Source organism: Paenirhizobium naphthalenivorans (assembly GCF_007992095.1).
Taxonomy (GTDB): Bacteria; Pseudomonadota; Alphaproteobacteria; order Rhizobiales; family Rhizobiaceae; genus Allorhizobium; species Allorhizobium naphthalenivorans.
The window spans coordinates 281,945-301,525 of sequence record NZ_BJZP01000001.1 but is presented as its reverse complement, the minus strand read 5'-3'; the positions used below and the strand labels follow the sequence as shown (position 1 = coordinate 301,525).

The window sequence follows — 19,581 nt, the reverse complement described above, 5'->3', positions numbered from 1 at the left end:
TGGAGGTCGTTCCCCGACACAAACCGGCAGAATGGCTTACCCGCCGGACGATATCAAACCACGTAAGCTAAAGCCTATTTGGCGCGTCCTACCCCGCCCCTGCTCCTCCCTTACAAGCCGGTCAGCCAGACGATCACGTGCCGTTGCCGTGCGCCACGGCGTCAAGCAAATGGCCGGTCGGCCAAGAGCTCTTCGGCCTCCTCGCGTTCCATGCCCAGAATCCTTTTCCCGATCTCGAAGCTGAAGCCATTGCGGGCGAAGGCGGAAAATTCCTTCGCCTGACGTTTCTCGTCGAGTTCGACTTTGCGGAACGGACCGAAGGCGCGTTTGCGGGCAAAGACCAGGGCCGCGTTGAAATCGTCGGTGTCGGCCAGCGCCTGCTTCACGGTCTCGCGGTCGACGCCTTTTTCGATCAGCTTGCGGCCGATGGCGCGCCGGGATTTTCCGCCGCGCGCCGAGGACCGCGCGCGGATTTCGGCATAGGCCACGTCGTCGAGCGCCAGCATGGTGCGGCCGAATTCCACGGCGGCGACCGACAGTGCCCTCACCTGAGCCTCGGAAATATCCTCGAATTTCTGCCTGGCCTTGCGGCCGATGGCATCGGCCAGCTCCCGCTCTGTCATCATCCGGCGCGACAAGCGGTAGAGCGCCGAATTGCGCGACCAGGCGTACATGCGCGGCGTCGGTGTCTCGGACGCCGGCGGCTCTTGGTGATCGTCATCCCTCACGGCCTGCGGATTCCTGAATCTGTCACGTCTGTCAAAGGTATGTGCGGGTCGGATTATCACAAATGCGGACAGTCCCGCCATCCCGCATCGGTCAATTGGGTCGCCGGTACAGATAGGCTCCAGACGTTGTTGAATTGACAATAGTCTAAGCTGTCTGAAGCCCGCTGTTCGCAACAAAAACACATTATGATATTCTTCGGTAGCGAATCGAAAATACAATTTGTCGCGGAGCTGGAAGTGAAGCCATGAACGATCGCGAACAACTTGAAGTATGGGCCTTGCACCGGGCTGAAGAAATAGTCTTGCGCGAAGGCGTTGGTTTGATGCAGGCGGCACAATGGCTCGACAAGAAGCTTACGGTCCGCACATCGAAGCAGTTGCGCAATGCGATCTGTGACTCCCTTTTGGAGGCCATGAGCCTGCCGCGGCTGCCCTCGTCTGCTGATCAGGCAAAGCCGCAGCGGATCGATAGCCGGGGCTAACCTCCCTCACCCGATTGTTCGTCATCCGGCGACGGTTTGTCCGAGGTCTTGGGCATTCCTTCTGTGGCCGGCATGCCCTAAGTCTGCCTTGGCAACGAACAGGAGGCAGCAGCATGCTGGTCAATGGAAAATGGACTGCCGATTGGCAGCCGGTGCAGGCGACCGACGCCAAGGGTGGTTTTGTCCGCCAGACATCCGGTTTCCGTAACTGGGTCACCGTGGACGGTGACGCTGGTCCGACCGGAACCGGCGGTTTCAAGGCCGAGGCTGGGCGCTATCACCTCTATGTCGCGCTGATCTGCCCCTGGGCCTCGCGCACGCTGATTGGTCGCAAGCTGAAGGGGCTCGAGGATGTGATTTCGGTTTCGGTGGTGGAGCCGGCGCTTACCGATTTCGGCTGGCGTTTCGGCGACTTTCCTGGCGCCGATCGCGATCCGCAGAACGGGGCGACCTACCTGCATGAAATCTACACCAAGGCCGATCCGGCCTACACAGGCCGCGCCACCGTTCCGGTGCTGTGGGACAAAAAGACCGGGACGATCGTCAACAACGAATCCGCCGACATCCTGCGCATGATGAACTCCGGCTTTGGTTCTTTGGCCAGGAACGACATCGACCTTTACCCGGAAGCGCTGCGCGCCGAGATCGAGGCGCTGAACGCCGAGATCTATCCGAAGTTCAACAACGGCGTCTATCGCGCCGGGTTCGCCACCACGCAGGTGGCCTATGAAGAGGCCTTCGCCGATGTTTTCGCCATGCTCGAAACGCTCGAATCCCACCTCTCCGATGGCCGCGCCTATCTGAGCGGCGAGCGGATCACCGAAGCGGATGTCCGCCTGTTCGTCACACTGGTGCGTTTCGATGCCGCCTACCATGGGCTGTTCAAGTGCAACCTGCAGCGCCTTGCCGATTATGCGGCGCTGTCCGCCTACATGCTGCGCATCCTCGCCCTGCCGGGCGTTCGCGAGACGGTCAGCATTGCGCATATCAAGCACGGCTACTATTCGATCAAGGCGCTCAATCCGAACCGGATCGTTCCCGTCGGTCCGGACCTGCCGGGTCTCGATCCAGTCGCTTTACCGAGGATCTGACCGTGCAAGACGCAAGAAACCTTGTCATCCTCCTCCATGGCGTGGGCAGCAGCGGTGCCGATCTCCTGCCGTTGTCCGATATGTGGAAGGGCAGCCTGCCCGGCACAGCTTTCGCCGCGCCCGATGCGCCCTTCCCCTTTCCCTACGGCATGGGGCATCAGTGGTTCAGCATCGCCGGTGTGACCGAGGAAAACCGAGCCGGTCGTATCGAGGCCGCCCGCGCCGATTTCGATCGAGTCATTGGTCAGTCTATCGATGCTTTTGGATTTGCCAAAAAACTCGACCGTGTCGCCTTCGTCGGCTTTTCTCAAGGCACGATCATGGCGCTCGACGCGTTGGCGTCCGGGCGTTGGCCAGTCGGCGCGATCGTCGGCTTTTCCGGGCGGCTCGCCTCGCCGGTTCCGCTGTCGCCGGGCAAGACGACGCCGGTTCTACTCGTGCACGGCGGCGCGGATTCCGTCATTCCCGCCGCAGAGACGGTCAAGGCGGCGGCCACCCTGCACCAACAAGGCGTCGATGTCGAAAGCCGGATCATTCCGGCACTTGAGCATACGATCTCGGCCAAAGGCGCTGAGTTGGCGGGGGAATTCCTCGCCAGCCATCTCGCCTGACTTAGCCTCGTCTTCGACCTTGGCCTCGTACGAGAACATCGCCGGCGAAAACCGAGTCGCCTGCGATCTCCTATCTGCTTGTTTTTACGCAATTCAAGACGCAAATCGCTGCGCACTTTTGCTGGATTTGCTTTAGATGGGGTCGATGTCGCCCCTCGCCCACATCTCCTGGGTTTCAGCCATGAAGTCCTCGAAGCGGCCTTCGTCGATCGACTTGCGGATGCCCTGCATCAGTTCCTGGTAGTAGGACAGGTTGTTCCACGACAGCAGCATGCCGCCGAGCGCCTCGTTCGAGCGGACGAGGTGGTGCAGGTAGGCACGGGAGTATTCGCGACTGGCCGGGCAGTTCGACTGCTCGTCGAGCGGCCGCATGTCCTCGGCGTGGCGGGCGTTGCGAATATTGACCTTGCCGCGGCGGGTGAACGCCAGACCATGGCGGCCGGAGCGGGTCGGCATGACGCAGTCGAACATGTCTATACCCTGTGCCACGGACTTGAGGATGTCGTCGGGGGTGCCGACGCCCATCAGGTAGCGCGGCTTTTCCGTCGGCAGTACCGGCAGCGTGATTCCAAGCATTTCCAGCATGACATGCTGCGGCTCGCCCACGGCCAGACCGCCGACCGCATAGCCCTTGAGGTCGAGCTGTTTCAGGCCTTCGGCCGAACGGATACGCAGATCCGGAATATCGCCGCCCTGGACGATGCCGAACATGGCCTTTCCCGGTTGCTCGCCAAAGGCGATCCGGCAGCGCTCGGCCCAGCGCAGCGACATTTCCATGGCGCGCTCGATTTCGTTGCGTTCGGCCGGCAGGGCGACGCATTCGTCGAGCTGCATCTGGATGTCGCTATCGAGCATACCCTGGATCTCGATCGAACGCTCGGGCGACATGTGGTGCAGAGAGCCGTCGATGTGGCTCTTGAAGGTAACGCCCTGTTCGTCGAGCTTGCGGAGCCCGGACAGCGACATGACCTGGAAACCACCGGAATCGGTGAGGATTGGATGCGGCCAGCGGATCAGCTCGTGCAGGCCGCCGAGCCGGGCGACACGCTCCGGGCCCGGCCGCAGCATCAGGTGGTAAGTATTACCGAGAATGATGTCGGCGCCGCCTTCCCGGACCTGGTCGAGATACATCGCCTTGACCGTGCCCACGGTGCCGACCGGCATGAAGGCCGGGGTGCGGATCACGCCGCGAGGCATGGAGATCTCGCCGAGGCGGGCCTTGCCGGAGGTGGCTTTCAGGGTGAACTGGAATGTGTCGTGCATCGGTTCAGGTGTCTTTCCGGAACAGCAGGCTGGAATCGCCATAGGAATAGAAACGGTAGCCATCGGTGATGGCATGGGCATAGGCGCCCTGCATCGTCTCGAAGCCGGCAAAGGCCGAGACCAGCATGAACAGCGTGGACTTCGGCAGGTGGAAATTGGTCATCAGCACGTCGACCGCCTTGAAGCGGTAGCCGGGGGTAATGAAGATGTCAGTCGAACCGGACCATGCCTGGACCTCGCCGGAATCGGTTGTCGCGCTTTCGAGCAGACGTAGCGACGTGGTTCCGACCGAGACGATCCGCCCGCCACGGGCCTTCACCGCATTGAGCGCGGCCGCGGTCTTGGCCGAGACGTGGCCGATCTCGTGGTGCATCTTGTGGTCCGCGGTGTCTTCGGCCTTGACGGGCAGGAATGTGCCGGCGCCGACATGCAGCGTGACGAAATGGCGCTCGATCCCGGCGGCATCGAGTCTCGCAAACAGGTCCGGGGTGAAGTGCAGGCCGGCGGTGGGGGCCGCGACCGCGCCCTCCTCCCGCGCATACATGGTCTGGTAGTCACTGCGATCCTTTTCGTCCTCGTGGCGCTTGGAGGCGATATAGGGCGGCAACGGGATATGGCCGACGGTGGCGATCGCCTCGTCGAGGGAGGCGCCCGAGAAGTCGAAGCGCAGGGTCACCTCGCCCGCCTCGCCCTTCTCCTCGACGACGGCCCTGAGTGTGCCGAGCAGGCAGGCGTCATTGCCGGAATGGCCGAACTCGATGCGGTCGCCGACCTTGATGCGCTTGCCCGGCCGGGCAAAGGCTTTCCAGCGGGCGCCATCAACGCGCATGTGCAGCGTTGCGGAAACGGGGGTACGCTCGGCGCCATCGCGCAGACGAACGCCCTCGAGCTGGGCCGGAATCACCTTGGTATCGTTGAACACCAGCGCGTCGCCGGGTTGAAGGAAGGATGGAAGATCGTAGACGTGGGCATCTTCGAGCACCGACTCGCCGTCCGGGCGAACAACGAGCATCCGGGAATGGTCACGCGGGCTCACCGGCCGAAGCGCGATATTCTCGTCTGGAAGATCGAAATCGAACTGGTCTACGCGCATGATGTCACAGCAGCCGGATCATGACGGCGCCGGAGATCAGCAACACCGCACCGGCGATGCGTCCCAGGCTCAGTTCGCGAACGGCGACGCCGAGAAAACCGACCCGGTCGATCAGAAGCCCCGCCATCAACTGGCCGGTGACGGCAAAGGCCATCACGGCGGCGGCGCCGATGCGTGGCGTCAGCAGGATCGCCGTCGTCACGTAAAGGGTGCCGAGCGCGCCGCCGGCCACATAGAGCCAGGGAGCGGGCGCACCGAAATCCGGCATCCTGCCCTGGGCGCGCGCCATGACAAACGAGATGACGCCGAGGATTGCCGCGCCGGCGAGAAACGAGACACAGGCCGCTGCCACCAGCAGGCCGAGGCCTCGGGCAAGCAGCGTATTGATCGGCGCCTGGATGGCGATCGCCGCGCCGGCCGCGATGCCGAGCAGCGCCCACAGAAGAGAAGCCATGGTCCTGTCCCTCAGAAAGGCCAAAACGGAAAAAGCCGCCAGCCCTGATGTCAGGACCGGCGGCGTGGTGACTGCGACGACGATCAGGCGTCGGCGGCAACCTTCATCGAAACGATCGAGTCAGGATCGCTGACAGGCTCGCCCTTCTTGATCTGATCGATGACGTCCATGCCTTCGATGACCTGACCCCAGACGGAATACTGCTTGTTGAGCCACGGCGCATCGGTGAAGCAGACGAAAAACTGCGAATTGGCCGAGTTCGGGCTCTGCGAGCGGGCCATGGAGCAGGTGCCGCGCACGTGCGGGGTGGCGGAGAATTCGGCCTTCAGGTCCGGCTTGTCCGAACCGCCCATGCCGGCACGGCCCGGGTTGAAGCTCTCGCCGCCCTTCTTGCCGAACTTCACGTCGCCCGTCTGGGCCATGAAGTCGGGAATGACGCGGTGGAAGACGACGCCGTCATAGGCGCCTTCGCGCGACAGTTCCTTGATGCGGGCCACATGGCCGGGGGCCAAATCCGGGAAGAGCGCGATCACGACCTTGCCCTTGGTGGTTTCCATGATGACGGTGTTTTCCGGATCCTTGATCTCGGCCATGATATTTCTCCTCTTTGGGGCAAATGCCCGATTGTTACTTCTTGCCGACGGTGACCTTGACCATACGGTCCGGGTCGGTGACTTCGCCGTTACCGCCGTCGCCACGCTTGATCTTGTCGACGAATTCCATACCGGACACGACCTTGCCGACCACGGTGTATTGGCCGTTGAGCGGCGGATAGTCGGCGAACATGATGAAGAACTGCGAATTGGCGGAGTCCGGGTCCTGCGAACGGGCCATTCCGACGACGCCACGCTCGAAGGGGACCTTGGAGAACTCGGCCGGAAGGTCGGGCAGCTTGGAGCCGCCGGTGCCGGCGCGTCCGGCATTGTAACCGTCTTCCATATCGCCGAACTCGACATCGCCGGTCTGGGCCATGAAGCCCTCGATCACGCGGTGAAAGGCGACGTTGTCATATTCACCCTTGGAGGCTAGCTCCTTGATCTGCGCCACGTGTTTGGGCGCGACGTCCGGCATGAGTTCGATCACCACGGGACCGTCCTTGAGTTCGATGGTCAGCATGTTGTCGTTTGACTGGGCGCCTGCCGAACCGGCAGCGGCGATGGCGAGAAACAGGGCTGCGGCGAATTGAAAGAGTTTCATGATCACTCCAAGAGCGTGAATGATGATCAGCGCGAAAGCTTGGCCTTCAACGCCGTAAAGACGACGGGCGGAACGAAGGCACTGACATCGCCACCCATGGCGGCGATCTGGCGTACCAATGTGGCGGTAATGGGCCGGGACGCAGTTCCGGCCGGCAGGAAGACCGTCTGCAGGTCCGGCGCCATCTGGTGATTCATCCCGGCCATCTGCATTTCATAGTCGAGATCGGTGCCGTCGCGCAGGCCACGAATAAGGATATTGGCGCCGTTCTGGCGCGCCGCGTCGACGGCAAGACCGTCGAAGGACACCACAGTGACATCCCCTGCTCGGTCAGGCAGGCTTTCGGCGATCGCCGCACCGATGAGGTTGGCCCGTTCCGCATAGCTGAACATCGGCGTCTTGCCGGGATGAACGCCGATCGCCACGACAAGCTTCGTCACGACATTCAACGATTGCATGAGCACGTCGAGATGACCGTTGGTCATCGGATCGAAGGAGCCTGGATAAAAAGCGATCGTCATGGCAGCCCGATGGTTGGTTTCGACCGCCTTTTGTCACGGAAGCGCGCCAGCCGCAAGTCATTTGGGGGCTGACCGCCCCCGCCCGCCGGATGAACAAGCGATGAATGACATGTTCAAGGCAACTTCAGCGGCGGGCGTTCATAACGCTGTCAGAACGGGCAGGCAAACACGCCGCCGAGGTCATGCAAGGGGAAAACAATGCTCGCACTTCTCGCCATTTTCGCCGTCCTCGCAGGACTTTTCACCGAATTCGCGCTGCTGCTGCTGCGCGCCTATATCGAGACAGGTCTGCCGGCCGCCGGACACAGGATGCGCGAAGATGAACGCCAGATGAACGGACCGTTAAGGCGCGTTTCAGCTCGCATCCTTTAAAAACGATTAAATGGCATGGAACGTTTGTCCGTGCCGCGCATTTTTACGGCAATCCAGGCCGTATTCCGAAAGGACGACTTCGATGCACGACAAGGTTACGATGATCAATCTAGTATGGGTGGGGATGATGACGGCAATGCTTGCCACGTCCGCCACTTTCTACATGAGCGAGAAGGCCGACGCGAGCAATTACGGTCCGCAGCTCGCGCGCTACTATCCGATCGGTCGCTGAGCACTTTGAAAAATCAAACACAGGCGCAAGGCGCCTAGCACAGGAAGGGAAAGGGAGAACATGTTCATAACGTTGACAGTTCTGGCCGCCTTGATCTGCGGCATGTTCCTAGCCTCGGCGGTTTCGGCAATCCGTGCCTTGCGCCGGGAGGGCGATGACTTCCGCACCATGACGGAACGTCACCGCGCGTTCTGAGGGCTGCTTACGGGCAATTCGCCGTTGTACGCCTACCTTACCGCCCCCGTTTAAAAGCTGACCTTCAACGAGAAAGCCCGCCGTCTCCGGCGGGCTTTCTTGTCATTCCTGGGTGTCCGTCGCGGCCGCGTCGTCACCGGTTTCGGGCTCGCCGTCGGTGACGATGGTCTCGTCATCCGCCTCGCCCTCCTCGTCGGTTTCCGGCTCGCTGATGCGTTCGACCGAGACGACCTTTTCGTCCTTGGCGGTCGAGAAGATCGTGACGCCCTTGGTGGCGCGGCTGGCGATGCGGATGCCGTCGACCGGAACACGGATCAGCTGCCCTCCGTCAGAGACCAGCATGATCTGGTCCTTGTCCTCGACCGGGAATGCAGCAACCAGTTCGCCGATCTCCGCCGTCTTCGACGTGTCGGTTGCGCGGATACCCTTGCCGCCGCGACCCGAGATGCGGAAGTCATAGGACGACGACCGCTTGCCGTAGCCACGCTCGGAGACCGTCAGCACGAACTGCTCGCGTGCCCTGAGCTCCAGGAAGCGCTCCTCGTTCAGATCTCCGACCTCACCGACGTCCTCGCCGACCAAAGCGATTTCCTCTTCGTCTGCACCCATGGCACGCCGCTCGGCGGCGGAACGCTTAAGGTAGGCGGCGCGCTCGGAGGCATCGGCGTCGACATGGCCAAGGATCGTCATCGAGATGATGCGGTCACCTTCGGCCAGCGAAATGCCGCGAACGCCGATCGAATTGCGGCCGGCAAAGACGCGGACGTCATCCACAGAGAAGCGGATCGCCTGACCGAGCGCTGTCGTCATGAGAACGTCGTCGCGATCGGTGCAGGTCTCGACGGAGAGGATCTCGTCGCTCTCGTCCTCGAGTTTCATGGCTATCTTGCCGTTGCGGTTGACCTGGACGAAGTCGGAGAGCTTGTTGCGGCGAACCGTGCCGCGGGTCGTCGCGAACATGACGTCGAGATTGTCCCAGCTCTTCTCGTCCTCGGGTAGCGGCATGATCGTCGTGATGCGTTCACCCGCCTCCAGCGGTAGCATGTTGATCAGCGCCTTGCCGCGCGAGGTCGGGGTGCCGATCGGCAGACGCCAGACCTTTTCCTTGTAGACGATGCCGCGCGAGGAGAAGAACAGCACCGGCGTATGGGTGTTGGCGACGAAGAGGCGGGTCGCGAAATCCTCGTCCTTCATCGCCATGCCGGAACGGCCCTTGCCGCCGCGACGCTGCGAACGATAGGTGGCGAGCGGTACGCGCTTGATGTAGCCGGCGTGCGACACGGTGACCACCATGTCCTCACGGGCGATCAGATCTTCGTCGTCCATGTCCGGACCGCCCTCGATAATCTCGGTGCGGCGCGGTGTACCGAATTCGTCACGAACGGCAGTGAGTTCCTCCTTGACGATCGTTTGAATGCGCACACGCGATGAAAGAATGTCGAGGTAATCGCTGATCTCGGCGCCGATCTTGTTAAGCTCTTCGTCGATTTCGTCGCGACCGAGCGCCGTCAGGCGGGCGAGACGCAGCTCAAGGATGGCACGGGCCTGCTCTTCCGACAGGTTGTACGTCATGTCCTCGTTGATGCGGTGACGCGGATCGTCGATCAGACGGATCAGCGATTCGACGTCCTGGGCCGGCCAGCGGCGGGTCATCAACTGCTCGCGAGCCGTCGCCGGGTCGGGCGCGCGGCGGATCAGACTGATGACTTCGTCGATATTGGCTACCGCAATGGCAAGTCCCACCAAGACATGGGCGCGATCGCGCACCTTGCGCAACAGGTACTTGGTACGCCGGCTGACCACGTCCTCGCGGAAGGAAACGAAGGCGCGCAGCATGTCGAGCAGCGTCATCTGTTCCGGCTTGCCGCCGTTGAGTGCCACCATGTTGCAGCCGAACGAGGTCTGCAAAGGCGTATATCGATAGAGCTGATTGAGGACGACGTCGGCATTGGCGTCGCGCTTCAACTCGATCACCACGCGGTAGCCGTCGCGGTCGGATTCGTCACGCAGATCGGAAATGCCCTCGATGCGCTTCTCGCGCACCAACTCGGCCATTTTCTCGATCATCGTCGCCTTGTTCACCTGATAGGGGATCTGCGAGATGATGATCTGTTCACGATCGCCGCGCATCGGCTCGATGCGGGCAACGCCGCGCATGATGACGGAGCCACGGCCGGTTTCATAGGCCGAGCGGATGCCCGAACGGCCGAGGATCATGGCGCCGGTCGGAAAGTCCGGTCCAGGAATGAGTTCCATCAACTCCGACAGCTCGATCGCCGGATTGTCAATCAGTGCCACACAACCGTTGATGACTTCGACCAGGTTATGCGGCGGAATATTGGTCGCCATACCGACGGCGATACCGCCGGCGCCATTGACCAGCAGGTTCGGGAACCGCGCCGGAACGACCGAGGGCTCCTGCATCGTCCCGTCATAGTTTTCGCGGAAGTCGACGGTATCCTTGTCGAGGTCGTCAAGCAGCGAATGGGCGACTTTCTCAAGCCGGCACTCCGTATAACGCTGGGCAGCCGGCGGATCGCCGTCGACCGAGCCGAAATTGCCCTGACCGTCGATCAGCGGCAGGCGTAGCGACCAGTCTTGCGCCATACGGGCCAGCGCGTCGTAGATGGCGGCGTCGCCGTGCGGATGGTATTTACCCATCACGTCACCGGTGACGCGGGCCGACTTCACATATTTCTTGTTCCAGTCGATCCCCATCTCGCTCATCGAGAACAGGATGCGGCGGTGCACCGGCTTCAAACCGTCGCGGACGTCGGGAAGCGCGCGGCTCACGATAACGCTCATCGCGTAATCGAGATACGACCGCTGCATTTCCTCCATGATGGAAATCGGCTCAATGCCTTGCGGGTACTTGCCGCCGCCGGGAGTGTTTTGCTCAGTCAAATCAGGTCACGATCTTTGTTCGGAATCACTGCGGAGTTTATAGCCGAAAGGGCTGGAAAGCGCCAATTTCGCCCGGACTCCGAGCGTGGTTATAAACAGCCTTTTACGGCTTGGGAAAGGCAGGACGATCAAGAACTTGCCAAGGGCGTCCGGCTCGCATTTAAATGCCTTCAAAACGCGGGGAGAAAACATGGCCGGCACCGATGCGATGATCAACGCTTTCACCACGCTGCTGGTCACCGTCGATCCGCCGGGGCTCGCACCGTTGTTTCTCGGCCTCACCCACGGCATGACCCGCGCGGAGCGCCGCCACGTCGCGGTACGGGGCTCGCTGATCGCCTTTGCCATCCTCGCCGTCTTCGCCCTGTTCGGCGCCAGCATTCTCGGCGCGCTCGGCATTTCGATGGGGGCTTTCCGTATTGCCGGCGGGTTGATGCTGTTTGCCATCTCGTTCGAGATGATCTTCGAGAAGCGCAACGAGCGCAAGGAAAAGACCACGGATGCGGCGATCACCAAGGACCATATCCATAACCTGGCCGTTTTTCCCCTTGCCATTCCACTGATCGCCGGACCGGGCGCTATATCCGCCACCGTGCTGATCGCCGGCACGATGCAGGGGGTCGCCGGAACGGCACAGCTGATCGGCGTCATCGCCGTCTGCGTGGCGCTGGTCATTGCCGCGCTGATCCTCGCCGAGCGATTGAACCGCTTCCTTGGCGTCACCGGCCGGGCGCTGCTGACCCGCCTGCTCGGCGTGCTGCTCTCTGCCCTCTCGGTGCAGTTTGTCGTCGACGGGATCAAATCGGCATTCGGCGACTGATGCGAGGCGCATATACCCGATCGGGGGTACCACGGCCGGTCACTGCCCGCCTTGTCCTCCTGTACTGCTGTTCTAGCGCTGCGCCTTCAGGATGCGTTTCCAGATCGTGCCGCCGAGGTAGCGGTTGAAGACGACGAAATAGGCAATGATCAGGGCGAACAGAACAAACGCCGGCATACCGTTCAGCTGGAACCCCTCCTCCGTCCGTCCGCCGGCCACCGAGGCGACGGCAAAGCCCAGTACGAAAAAGGCGGAGAAAAGGTCCAGTACGAAAGCGAGGATGATACGCCAGCTCGCCGGGCCCTTGTCGCTGTTTGTTTCAGTCACGATGCTCTCCCTCCATGCTGCCCGAACCAGCCTCGCGCAAGCCCGCGACCGGCGCTCAAATGAAAAGCGGCGCCGAAGCGCCGCTGCCGATCAAAACGGGATGTCGTCGTCGAGGTCGCGGGAGAAGCCACCCGAGGGAGGAGCGCTCGCGCCGCCGCGCGACTGCGCGCCACCGCGGGCGGGCGCCGACGGAGAGCCATAGTCATCGCCGCCGCCATAACCACCACCAAAGTCACTGCCGCCGCGCGATGCGCCGCCGCCGTCGCCGCGGCCGCCGAGCATGGTCAGCGTCGAATTGAAGCCCTGCAAGACGACTTCGGTCGAATACCGGTCCTGGCCGCTCTGGTCCTGCCACTTGCGGGTCTGAAGCGCACCTTCGACATAAACCGTCGAGCCTTTCTTCAGATACTGCTCGGCGACCTTGCACAGACCCTCGTTGAAGATCACCACGGTGTGCCACTCGGTCTTTTCCTTGCGCTCGCCGGTGTTCTTGTCACGCCATGTTTCGGACGTGGCGATGCGCAGATTGGCAATCGGCCGGCCGTCCTGGGTCCGGCGGATTTCAGGGTCGGCGCCGAGATTGCCGACCAAAATAACCTTGTTGACGCTACCAGCCATAATACACACCTTGCTGCCGCCATCATGCGGCTCCGAAACAGAGAAATCCGCCCACCTTAAACCAAACCGTCCGGCGGTTGGGCGGTGATCGGGGATAATCCACAACGAAAACGTTCTTTATTTGTTCTAATAATACACTAGGATGCTGTCAATAGAATCATTTTCCGCCCCTGTTTCTCCTCGTTCGGCTCGACAGGGGCGCGGTCGTCACTAAATAGAGAGTGCTCTCCTCCCGAGTGCCCTCCCCGCAGAGCTTTGTCCAGTCGAGACCAGTCCATGAGCGATTTGAAGTATATTTCCATCCGCGGCGCCCGCGAACACAACCTTAAGGGCGTGGATCTCGATCTGCCGCGTGACAGTCTGATCGTCATGACCGGCCTTTCGGGTTCCGGCAAGTCGTCCCTTGCCTTCGACACCATCTATGCGGAAGGCCAGCGCCGCTATGTCGAGAGTCTGTCGGCCTATGCCCGCCAGTTCCTCGAAATGATGCAGAAACCGGACGTCGACCAGATCGACGGCCTCTCGCCGGCCATTTCGATCGAGCAGAAGACGACCTCGCGCAACCCGCGCTCGACGGTCGGCACCGTGACCGAGATCTATGACTACATGCGTCTGCTGTTCGCCCGCGTCGGCGTTCCCTATTCGCCAGCGACTGGTCTGCCGATCGAGAGCCAGACGGTTTCCCAGATGGTCGACCGCATCCTCGCCTTCGAGGAAGGCACGCGCCTTTACGTACTGGCGCCGCTCGCGCGCGGTCGCAAAGGCGAGTACAAGAAGGAAATGGCGGACCTGATGAAAAAGGGCTTCCAGCGCGTTAAGGTCGACGGCCAATTCTACGAAATCGCCGAGGTTCCGGCGCTCGACAAGAAGTACAAGCACGACATCGACGTGGTGGTCGACCGCATCGTCGTCCGGCCCGACATCGCCAGTCGCCTGGCAGACAGTCTCGAAACCTGCCTGCATGTGCTCTCAGACGGTCTGGCGATCGCCGAATTCGCCGACAAGCCGCTGCCGCCGGAAGAGACGGCGGCCGGGGGGGCGGCCAACAAGTCGCTCAACGATACCCATGAGAGTGTGCTGTTTTCGGAGAAATTCGCCTGCCCCGTCTCCGGCTTCACCATTCCCGAGATCGAGCCGCGGCTGTTCTCCTTTAATAATCCCTTCGGCGCCTGCCCGACCTGCGACGGACTGGGATTCCAGCAGAAGATCGATACCGCTCTGATCGTGCCGGAAAGCCAGCGGCGACTGAACGACGGGGCAATCGCGCCCTGGGCGAAGTCCTCCTCGCCCTATTACGACCAGACGCTTGAGGCGCTTGGCAAGGCCTTCGGCTTCAAGCTGTCGGCCAAGTGGTCGGATCTCAAGGAAGCGGCGCAAAAGGCGATCCTCTACGGCACCGAGGAGGCGATCGAGTTCCACTATGCTGATGGCGCACGCGCCTATACGACCACCAAGACCTTCGAGGGCATCGTTCCCAACCTCGAGCGCCGCTGGAAGGAGACTGACAGCGCCTGGGCGCGCGAGGAGATCGAACGCTACATGTCGGCGGCCCCCTGCCCGTCGTGCAATGGTTTCCGGCTGAAACCCGAGGCACTCGCCGTCAAGATCAATGGGCTGCATATCGGCCAGGTCACCGAAATGTCGATCCGGATCGCCCGCAACTGGTTCGTCGACCTGCCGGAAAAGCTCACCGCCAAGCAGAATGAAATCGCCGTGCGCATCCTCAAGGAGATCCGCGAGCGGCTGGCTTTCCTCAATGACGTCGGCCTCGACTATCTCAGTCTGTCGCGCAATTCCGGCACGCTGTCGGGAGGTGAAAGCCAGCGAATCCGGCTCGCATCGCAGATCGGCTCGGGGCTGACCGGCGTGCTCTACGTGCTGGACGAACCGTCAATCGGCCTGCATCAGCGCGACAATGCCCGTCTGCTCGACACGCTCAAGCATCTGCGCGACATCGGCAATACGGTGATCGTGGTCGAGCATGACGAGGACGCGATCCTGACCGCCGACTATGTCGTCGACATCGGCCCTGCGGCAGGCATCCACGGTGGCGAGGTGATCGCGCAAGGCACGCCGCAGGACATCATGGCCAACCCGAACTCGCTGACCGGCAAATATCTCACCGGTCAGCTCGGCGTCGCCGTGCCGGGCGCGCGGCGCAAGCCGAAGAAGGGCCAGCAGATCAAGGTCGTCGGCGCCAAGGGCAACAACCTGAAAAACGTCACCGCCGCGATCCCGCTCGGCGTGTTCACCGCCGTGACCGGCGTATCGGGCGGTGGCAAATCGACTTTCCTGATCGAGACGCTGTACAAAGCGGCCGCCCGTCGCATCATGGGCGCGCGCGAAAACCCCGCCGAGCACGAACGGATCGACGGTTTCGAATTCATCGACAAGGTGATCGACATCGACCAGTCGCCGATCGGCCGCACGCCGCGCTCCAACCCGGCCACCTATACCGGCGCCTTCACCCCGATCCGCGACTGGTTCGCCGGCTTGCCCGAGGCCAAGGCGCGCGGCTACCAGCCGGGCCGCTTCTCCTTCAACGTCAAGGGCGGCCGCTGCGAGGCCTGCCAGGGCGACGGCGTGATCAAGATCGAGATGCACTTCCTGCCCGACGTCTATGTCACCTGCGACGTCTGCCACGGCAAGCGCTACAATCGCGAGACGCTCGACGTCACCTTCAAGGGCAAGTCGATCGCCGACGTGCTGGACATGACGGTCGAGGAAGGCGTGGCATTCTTCTCCGCCGTGCCGGCGGTACGTGACAAGTTGCAGGCGCTGTTCGACGTGGGGCTGGGCTATATCAAGGTCGGCCAGCAGGCCAATACGCTATCGGGCGGTGAGGCGCAGCGCGTCAAGCTGGCCAAGGAACTGTCGAAGAAATCGACCGGCCGAACGCTCTACATCCTCGACGAACCGACCACCGGCCTGCATTTTCACGATGTGGCGAAGCTGCTGGAAATGTTGCAGGAACTGGTCAATCAGGGCAATTCGGTGGTGGTCATCGAGCACAATCTCGAGGTCATCAAAACCGCCGACTGGATCCTCGACTTCGGCCCCGAAGGCGGCGACGGCGGCGGTACGATCGTCGCCGAAGGCACGCCCGAGGACATCGTCAAGGTCGAGGCCTCCTACACCGGTCAGTTCCTCAAGGAGCTGCTGGAGCGGCGGCCGCTGAAGAAGCGCCAGGCGGCGGAGTGACTGTCAAATGTCTAATAGGAAGAGGAGAAGAATTACGCTTGTGCGGCTCGCGGCACACGATTTTCGTAGAGCGCTTCGCGTCTGGCAACTTAGTCGCGCTTCCTTAGACATAATGGAAAAGCTCGTCGGAGAGCGGGCGCAGACCTTAGCTTCCTCCATTAAGGCACTTGGCCTCTCCATAGTCCTGGCTTTTTGGCTTAATACGAACAGGGGTTCGTTAGATATTCAGTTGCAATTGATCGATCTCTCGATACCGTCAGTTTACGTGAATTTCGCGCTTTCTTTATGTCTTTTTGTATCATTGATTGCATTGTTGAACTATTTTGTTTTGAACGAGTTCATTCGGGTGGCATCAAATCAATTGTTCAAATTCGATTCAGTTTGGTCGATTACAACGTTGTTTGAAGGCAGTGGTGCTTGGTCTGCCACAGTTGTTCCACAGTTCAGGTTTTTGAAATCAAGAATCGCACATCACTTTGTTTCCTTAGTAAGCCTTCTGACTATGGTCTTACCTTTTTTTGCTATCGTAGGATTCTGCTACTATGTCTCCATAAAAACAGGTGTAGCAGCGATTCGAGATGTCGGAATTGTATCAATTCCCTCATTTATATCATTTGTCGGATGGGGACTGGCGCTCTATCCTATATTATTTTCAGTTATTATTCTTTTTCCGTTTTCATTTGATAAGAATATCGACTTTATTCGATGGAGTTTCATTTTTAGAATCCACCGGCGTACCGGGGAATTTCCGCCCCGCTTGCCCGCGTGGCTGGACAAACAGCCAAGGGATTAGCTTCATGACCCAATCCGGCACAATCCGCACCGGCATCGGCGGCTGGACCTTCGATCCCTGGGAAGGCACCTTCTATCCCGAGACGCTGACCAAGAAGCGGCAGCTCGAATTCGCCAGCCGCGCGCTGACGGCGATCGAGGTCAACGGCACCTATTATTCCAGCCAGAAACCGGCCACTTTCGCCAAATGGGCCGAAGAGACGCCGGAGTGTTTTGTCTTCTCGCTGAAGGCCAGCCGTTATTGCACCAACCGCAAGGTGCTCGCGGAGGCCGGGCCGTCGATCGAGAAATTTCTCACGCAGGGTATCGCCGAACTGGGAGACAAGCTCGGCCCGATCCTCTGGCAATTCATGGCGACCAAGAAGTTCGAGCCCGAGGACTTCCGCGCCTTTCTCGCCCTCCTGCCGAAAGAGCTTGATGGGCGACCGCTGCGCCACGTCGTCGAGCCACGCCATGGCTCGTTTCTTGTGCCGGAGTTCATCGACATGCTGGCGGAACACGGGGTGGCCGCCGTCTGCGCCGATCACCACGATTATCCGATGTTCGCCGATGTCACGGCCGATTTCGTCTATGCACGCTTACAGAAGGGCGCGGACGACATCCCCACCTGCTATCCGCCGCAGCAGATCGATGTCTGGGGCAAGCGCTTAAAGACCTATGCCAAAGGCAAGGTGCCGGACGATCTTGCCATCATCGATGGCGTGCGGTCGGTCGAGGATAGACCGCGGGACGTCTTCGCCTTCTTCATCACCGGCGGCAAGGTCAATGCGCCGAACGGCGCGCGGATGCTCCAGCAGGCCGTCGCCTGACGGCCGGGTGCCGCCTGGCGCCTCCGGCTGATCTTTCCATCGGCCGTCCCGCCGTGACGTTGTGACCTTGGCAAATCTGGACTAGCGTTGGCAGGTCGGCCGATCGTTTTTTTGCGCGGTTGCGGCCGAGTCTGTCCAGCTTGCCGGATGCTTTCGCACGCGTCCCGGCCCCTTCATTTCGGAATGCCGCATGTCAGGGATCGTCGTCTTCATCAATCTCGCAGGGGCGGTCGCCCTGCTGCTCTGGGCGACCCGCATGGTGCGCACCGGTATCGAGCGCGCCTATGGCAATGTGCTGAAGGACCGGCTGCGGCTGGCGCTCGGCAATCGTTTCTCTGCGGCGGTCGCCGGCTTCTTCTTCGCTATCGCCCTGCAGAGCGCCACCGCCGTTGCATTGATCATCTCCTCCTTCGTCGCCGGTGGCTATGTCTCGGCCGGCATCGGCGTTGCCACCCTGCTCGGCGCCGACGTCGGCTCGGCCTTCGTCGTGCGTATCCTGCGCTATGATCTGTCGCTGCTGATCCCGATCCTGCTGCTGATGGGGACGATCGCCTTTCGCGCCTCCGAGGAACGCAACTGGCGTCAGGCCGGCCGCATCCTGTTCGGCCTCGGCCTGCTCCTGCTGTCGCTGCGGTTGATCGGCGAAGCGTCGGATCCGCTGCGTTCGAGCGAGATCCTGCCGCTGGTGCTGAACTATCTGTCGCGCGACTGGATCACCGCCTTCCTTCTGGCCGCATTGCTCGCCTGGGCGTTTCATTCCAGCGTCGCGACTATCCTGCTGTTCGCCTCTTTGGCCGATCGCCACCTTTTGCCTCCCGCGCTGATCATTCCGCTCGTGCTTGGCGCCAATTTCGGCGCGGCGGTGATTGGCGCCATCCTGACGAAAAACGCGGAGCCCGGCGCGCGCATCGTGCCGCTCGGCAATGTCGTGATCCGTGGCCTGGCCACCCTGATCGCGCTCGCTCTGCAATTCGCCGTTCAGCTTGATCCCCTGCTGCTGGCAGGTCCGCCGGGCGACGCGGTGGTCATGGTTCATCTGGCGATCAACGCCGCCGTTCTTTTCTTCGGCCTGCCATTCAGCGGTCTCGTCGCCCGCCTTTTGGCGGGCCTATTCGCCAAGCCTTCGCCAGACACGGCAGCGCCGGTTCGGCTGTCCGTGCTCAATCCGGCCGACCTTGCCAATCCACGCCAGGCGATCAGCAATGCGACGCGCGAGGTCCTGACGGTCTGCGAGAAGACCGAGGTCATGCTCAACTGGATCTTCGATCTCTATGAGACCTGGGATCCGAAGAAAATGGAACGGATCGCGGCGCTCGACGACGAGATCGACGCCATCCACCGCGACATCAAGTTCTATCTGGCCCGAATCTCGGAGAGCGCACTTGACGAAGTGTCCGCCGCGCAATGTCAGAACCTTCTCGGCACGACGATCAAGATCGAGCAGGCTGCCGACATCATTTCGCAGAACATGGCGACCCGCGTTCGCAAGAAGCATGATCGCAACACCGCCTTTTCTCCCGAAGGCTGGGCGGAACTGACTACCATGCATAATGAGGTGGCAAGGAACGCCCGCCTCGCCTTCAATCTCCTGGTCAACCGCGACGTCGAACATGCCCGGCAGCTGGTCGCGCGTAAGGAAGCGGTGCGAAACCTCGTGCGCACCAGCGAGGAGCAGCACATGCAGCGGCTGCGCAATGGCAACGTGGCGAGCCTGGAATCAAGCTCTCTGCATATCGACACAATGCGCGACCTCAAGGAGATCAACTCGCTTTTCGTCTCGATCGGCTATCCTCTGCTTGAAACCGAAGGCATGCTGCGCCGCAGCCGGCTGCTTTAGGCCCGATCCCAAGGCGGTGCAGGCTCGCAAGCGA

21 protein-coding genes are annotated in these 19,581 nt (G+C 61.4%); 11 read left to right on the top strand and 10 right to left on the bottom strand.

Annotation, left to right across the window (positions count from 1 at the left end; genetic code table 11):
* Positions 1-161: 161 nt before the first annotated feature.
* Positions 162-728 carry a recombination regulator RecX gene (recX, locus tag RNA01_RS01390; RefSeq protein WP_268906678.1) on the bottom strand — a complete coding sequence of 189 codons (567 nt, stop codon included), beginning with the start codon at positions 726-728 and terminating at the stop codon, positions 162-164.
* Positions 729-973: 245 nt separating this feature from the next.
* Between recX and RNA01_RS01385 the strand changes: the two genes are divergently transcribed.
* The 3 genes from RNA01_RS01385 to RNA01_RS01375 all read left to right on the top strand — a co-directional run bounded on the left by RNA01_RS01385 (position 974) and on the right by RNA01_RS01375 (position 2,912).
* Positions 974-1,210, top strand: coding sequence for a hypothetical protein (locus RNA01_RS01385; RefSeq protein WP_147178148.1), 237 nt, complete (start codon positions 974-976; stop codon positions 1,208-1,210).
* Between the two features lie 113 nt (positions 1,211-1,323).
* Positions 1,324-2,301: a glutathione S-transferase family protein gene (locus RNA01_RS01380; RefSeq protein WP_147178147.1), complete on the top strand. Its 978-nt coding sequence runs from the start codon at positions 1,324-1,326 to the stop codon at positions 2,299-2,301.
* A gap of 2 nt (positions 2,302-2,303) precedes the next feature.
* A complete protein-coding gene (locus RNA01_RS01375) occupies positions 2,304-2,912 on the top strand; it encodes an alpha/beta hydrolase (RefSeq protein WP_147178146.1) in 609 nt (202 codons plus the stop codon).
* Positions 2,913-3,044: 132 nt separating this feature from the next.
* Here the strand turns inward: RNA01_RS01375 and tgt are convergent, their stop codons facing one another.
* The 6 genes from tgt to coaD all read right to left on the bottom strand — a co-directional run bounded on the left by tgt (position 3,045) and on the right by coaD (position 7,440).
* Complete coding sequence (gene tgt, locus RNA01_RS01370) at positions 3,045-4,175, bottom strand: tRNA guanosine(34) transglycosylase Tgt (protein WP_147178145.1); 1,131 nt, start codon at positions 4,173-4,175, stop codon at positions 3,045-3,047.
* 4 nt (positions 4,176-4,179) lie between these two features.
* Entirely contained in the window at positions 4,180-5,268 is a 1,089-nt protein-coding gene (gene queA, locus RNA01_RS01365; protein ID WP_147178144.1) for a tRNA preQ1(34) S-adenosylmethionine ribosyltransferase-isomerase QueA, read from the bottom strand.
* A 4-nt stretch (positions 5,269-5,272) separates the two neighbouring features.
* A complete protein-coding gene (locus RNA01_RS01360; protein ID WP_147178143.1) occupies positions 5,273-5,722 on the bottom strand; it encodes a DMT family transporter in 450 nt (149 codons plus the stop codon).
* 83 nt (positions 5,723-5,805) lie between these two features.
* Complete coding sequence (locus tag RNA01_RS01355; protein WP_147178142.1) at positions 5,806-6,315, bottom strand: peptidylprolyl isomerase; 510 nt, start codon at positions 6,313-6,315, stop codon at positions 5,806-5,808.
* A gap of 34 nt (positions 6,316-6,349) precedes the next feature.
* Positions 6,350-6,919, bottom strand: a complete 570-nt coding sequence (locus RNA01_RS01350; RefSeq protein WP_147178141.1) for a peptidylprolyl isomerase — start codon at positions 6,917-6,919, stop codon at positions 6,350-6,352.
* 26 nt (positions 6,920-6,945) lie between these two features.
* Positions 6,946-7,440, bottom strand: a complete 495-nt coding sequence (gene coaD / locus RNA01_RS01345; protein ID WP_147178140.1) for a pantetheine-phosphate adenylyltransferase — start codon at positions 7,438-7,440, stop codon at positions 6,946-6,948.
* 198 nt (positions 7,441-7,638) lie between these two features.
* Here coaD and RNA01_RS23595 point away from each other — a divergent pair, with 198 nt between their 5' ends.
* From RNA01_RS23595 to RNA01_RS24300, 3 genes are all read left to right on the top strand, one after another.
* Positions 7,639-7,812, top strand: a complete 174-nt coding sequence (locus RNA01_RS23595; RefSeq protein WP_170253318.1) for a hypothetical protein — start codon at positions 7,639-7,641, stop codon at positions 7,810-7,812.
* 82 nt (positions 7,813-7,894) lie between these two features.
* Positions 7,895-8,044 (top strand): hypothetical protein, encoded by a 150-nt coding sequence (locus RNA01_RS23590; protein WP_170253317.1) that lies wholly within the window; start codon positions 7,895-7,897, stop codon positions 8,042-8,044.
* 60 nt (positions 8,045-8,104) lie between these two features.
* A complete protein-coding gene (locus RNA01_RS24300; protein ID WP_268906677.1) occupies positions 8,105-8,239 on the top strand; it encodes a hypothetical protein in 135 nt (44 codons plus the stop codon).
* 102 nt (positions 8,240-8,341) lie between these two features.
* On the opposite strand, the gene gyrA is transcribed toward RNA01_RS24300, so the two are convergent.
* Positions 8,342-11,143, bottom strand: coding sequence for a DNA gyrase subunit A (gene gyrA, locus RNA01_RS01340; RefSeq protein WP_147178139.1), 2,802 nt, complete (start codon positions 11,141-11,143; stop codon positions 8,342-8,344).
* A gap of 190 nt (positions 11,144-11,333) precedes the next feature.
* On the opposite strand from gyrA, the gene RNA01_RS01335 reads away from it, so the two are divergent.
* Positions 11,334-11,963 carry a MarC family protein gene (locus RNA01_RS01335; RefSeq protein WP_147178138.1) on the top strand — a complete coding sequence of 210 codons (630 nt, stop codon included), beginning with the start codon at positions 11,334-11,336 and terminating at the stop codon, positions 11,961-11,963.
* Between the two features lie 72 nt (positions 11,964-12,035).
* On the opposite strand, the gene RNA01_RS01330 is transcribed toward RNA01_RS01335, so the two are convergent.
* Together RNA01_RS01330 and RNA01_RS01325 are read right to left on the bottom strand one after the other, a co-directional pair.
* The gene (locus RNA01_RS01330) at positions 12,036-12,290 is read right to left on the bottom strand and encodes a hypothetical protein (protein WP_147178137.1); all 255 of its coding nucleotides are present in this window, start codon (positions 12,288-12,290) and stop codon (positions 12,036-12,038) included.
* Positions 12,291-12,380: 90 nt separating this feature from the next.
* On the bottom strand, positions 12,381-12,908 hold the full coding sequence (locus RNA01_RS01325) for a single-stranded DNA-binding protein (protein WP_147178136.1): 528 nt from the start codon (positions 12,906-12,908) through the stop codon (positions 12,381-12,383).
* Between the two features lie 276 nt (positions 12,909-13,184).
* Between RNA01_RS01325 and uvrA the strand changes: the two genes are divergently transcribed.
* From uvrA to RNA01_RS01305, 4 genes are all read left to right on the top strand, one after another.
* Entirely contained in the window at positions 13,185-16,109 is a 2,925-nt protein-coding gene (uvrA, locus tag RNA01_RS01320; protein WP_147178134.1) for an excinuclease ABC subunit UvrA, read from the top strand.
* A gap of 7 nt (positions 16,110-16,116) precedes the next feature.
* On the top strand, positions 16,117-16,902 hold the full coding sequence (locus RNA01_RS01315; protein ID WP_147178132.1) for a hypothetical protein: 786 nt from the start codon (positions 16,117-16,119) through the stop codon (positions 16,900-16,902).
* A 4-nt stretch (positions 16,903-16,906) separates the two neighbouring features.
* A complete protein-coding gene (locus RNA01_RS01310; RefSeq protein WP_147178130.1) occupies positions 16,907-17,710 on the top strand; it encodes a DUF72 domain-containing protein in 804 nt (267 codons plus the stop codon).
* 190 nt (positions 17,711-17,900) lie between these two features.
* Positions 17,901-19,547 (top strand): Na/Pi cotransporter family protein, encoded by a 1,647-nt coding sequence (locus tag RNA01_RS01305; protein ID WP_147178128.1) that lies wholly within the window; start codon positions 17,901-17,903, stop codon positions 19,545-19,547.
* Positions 19,548-19,581 lie beyond the last annotated feature (34 nt).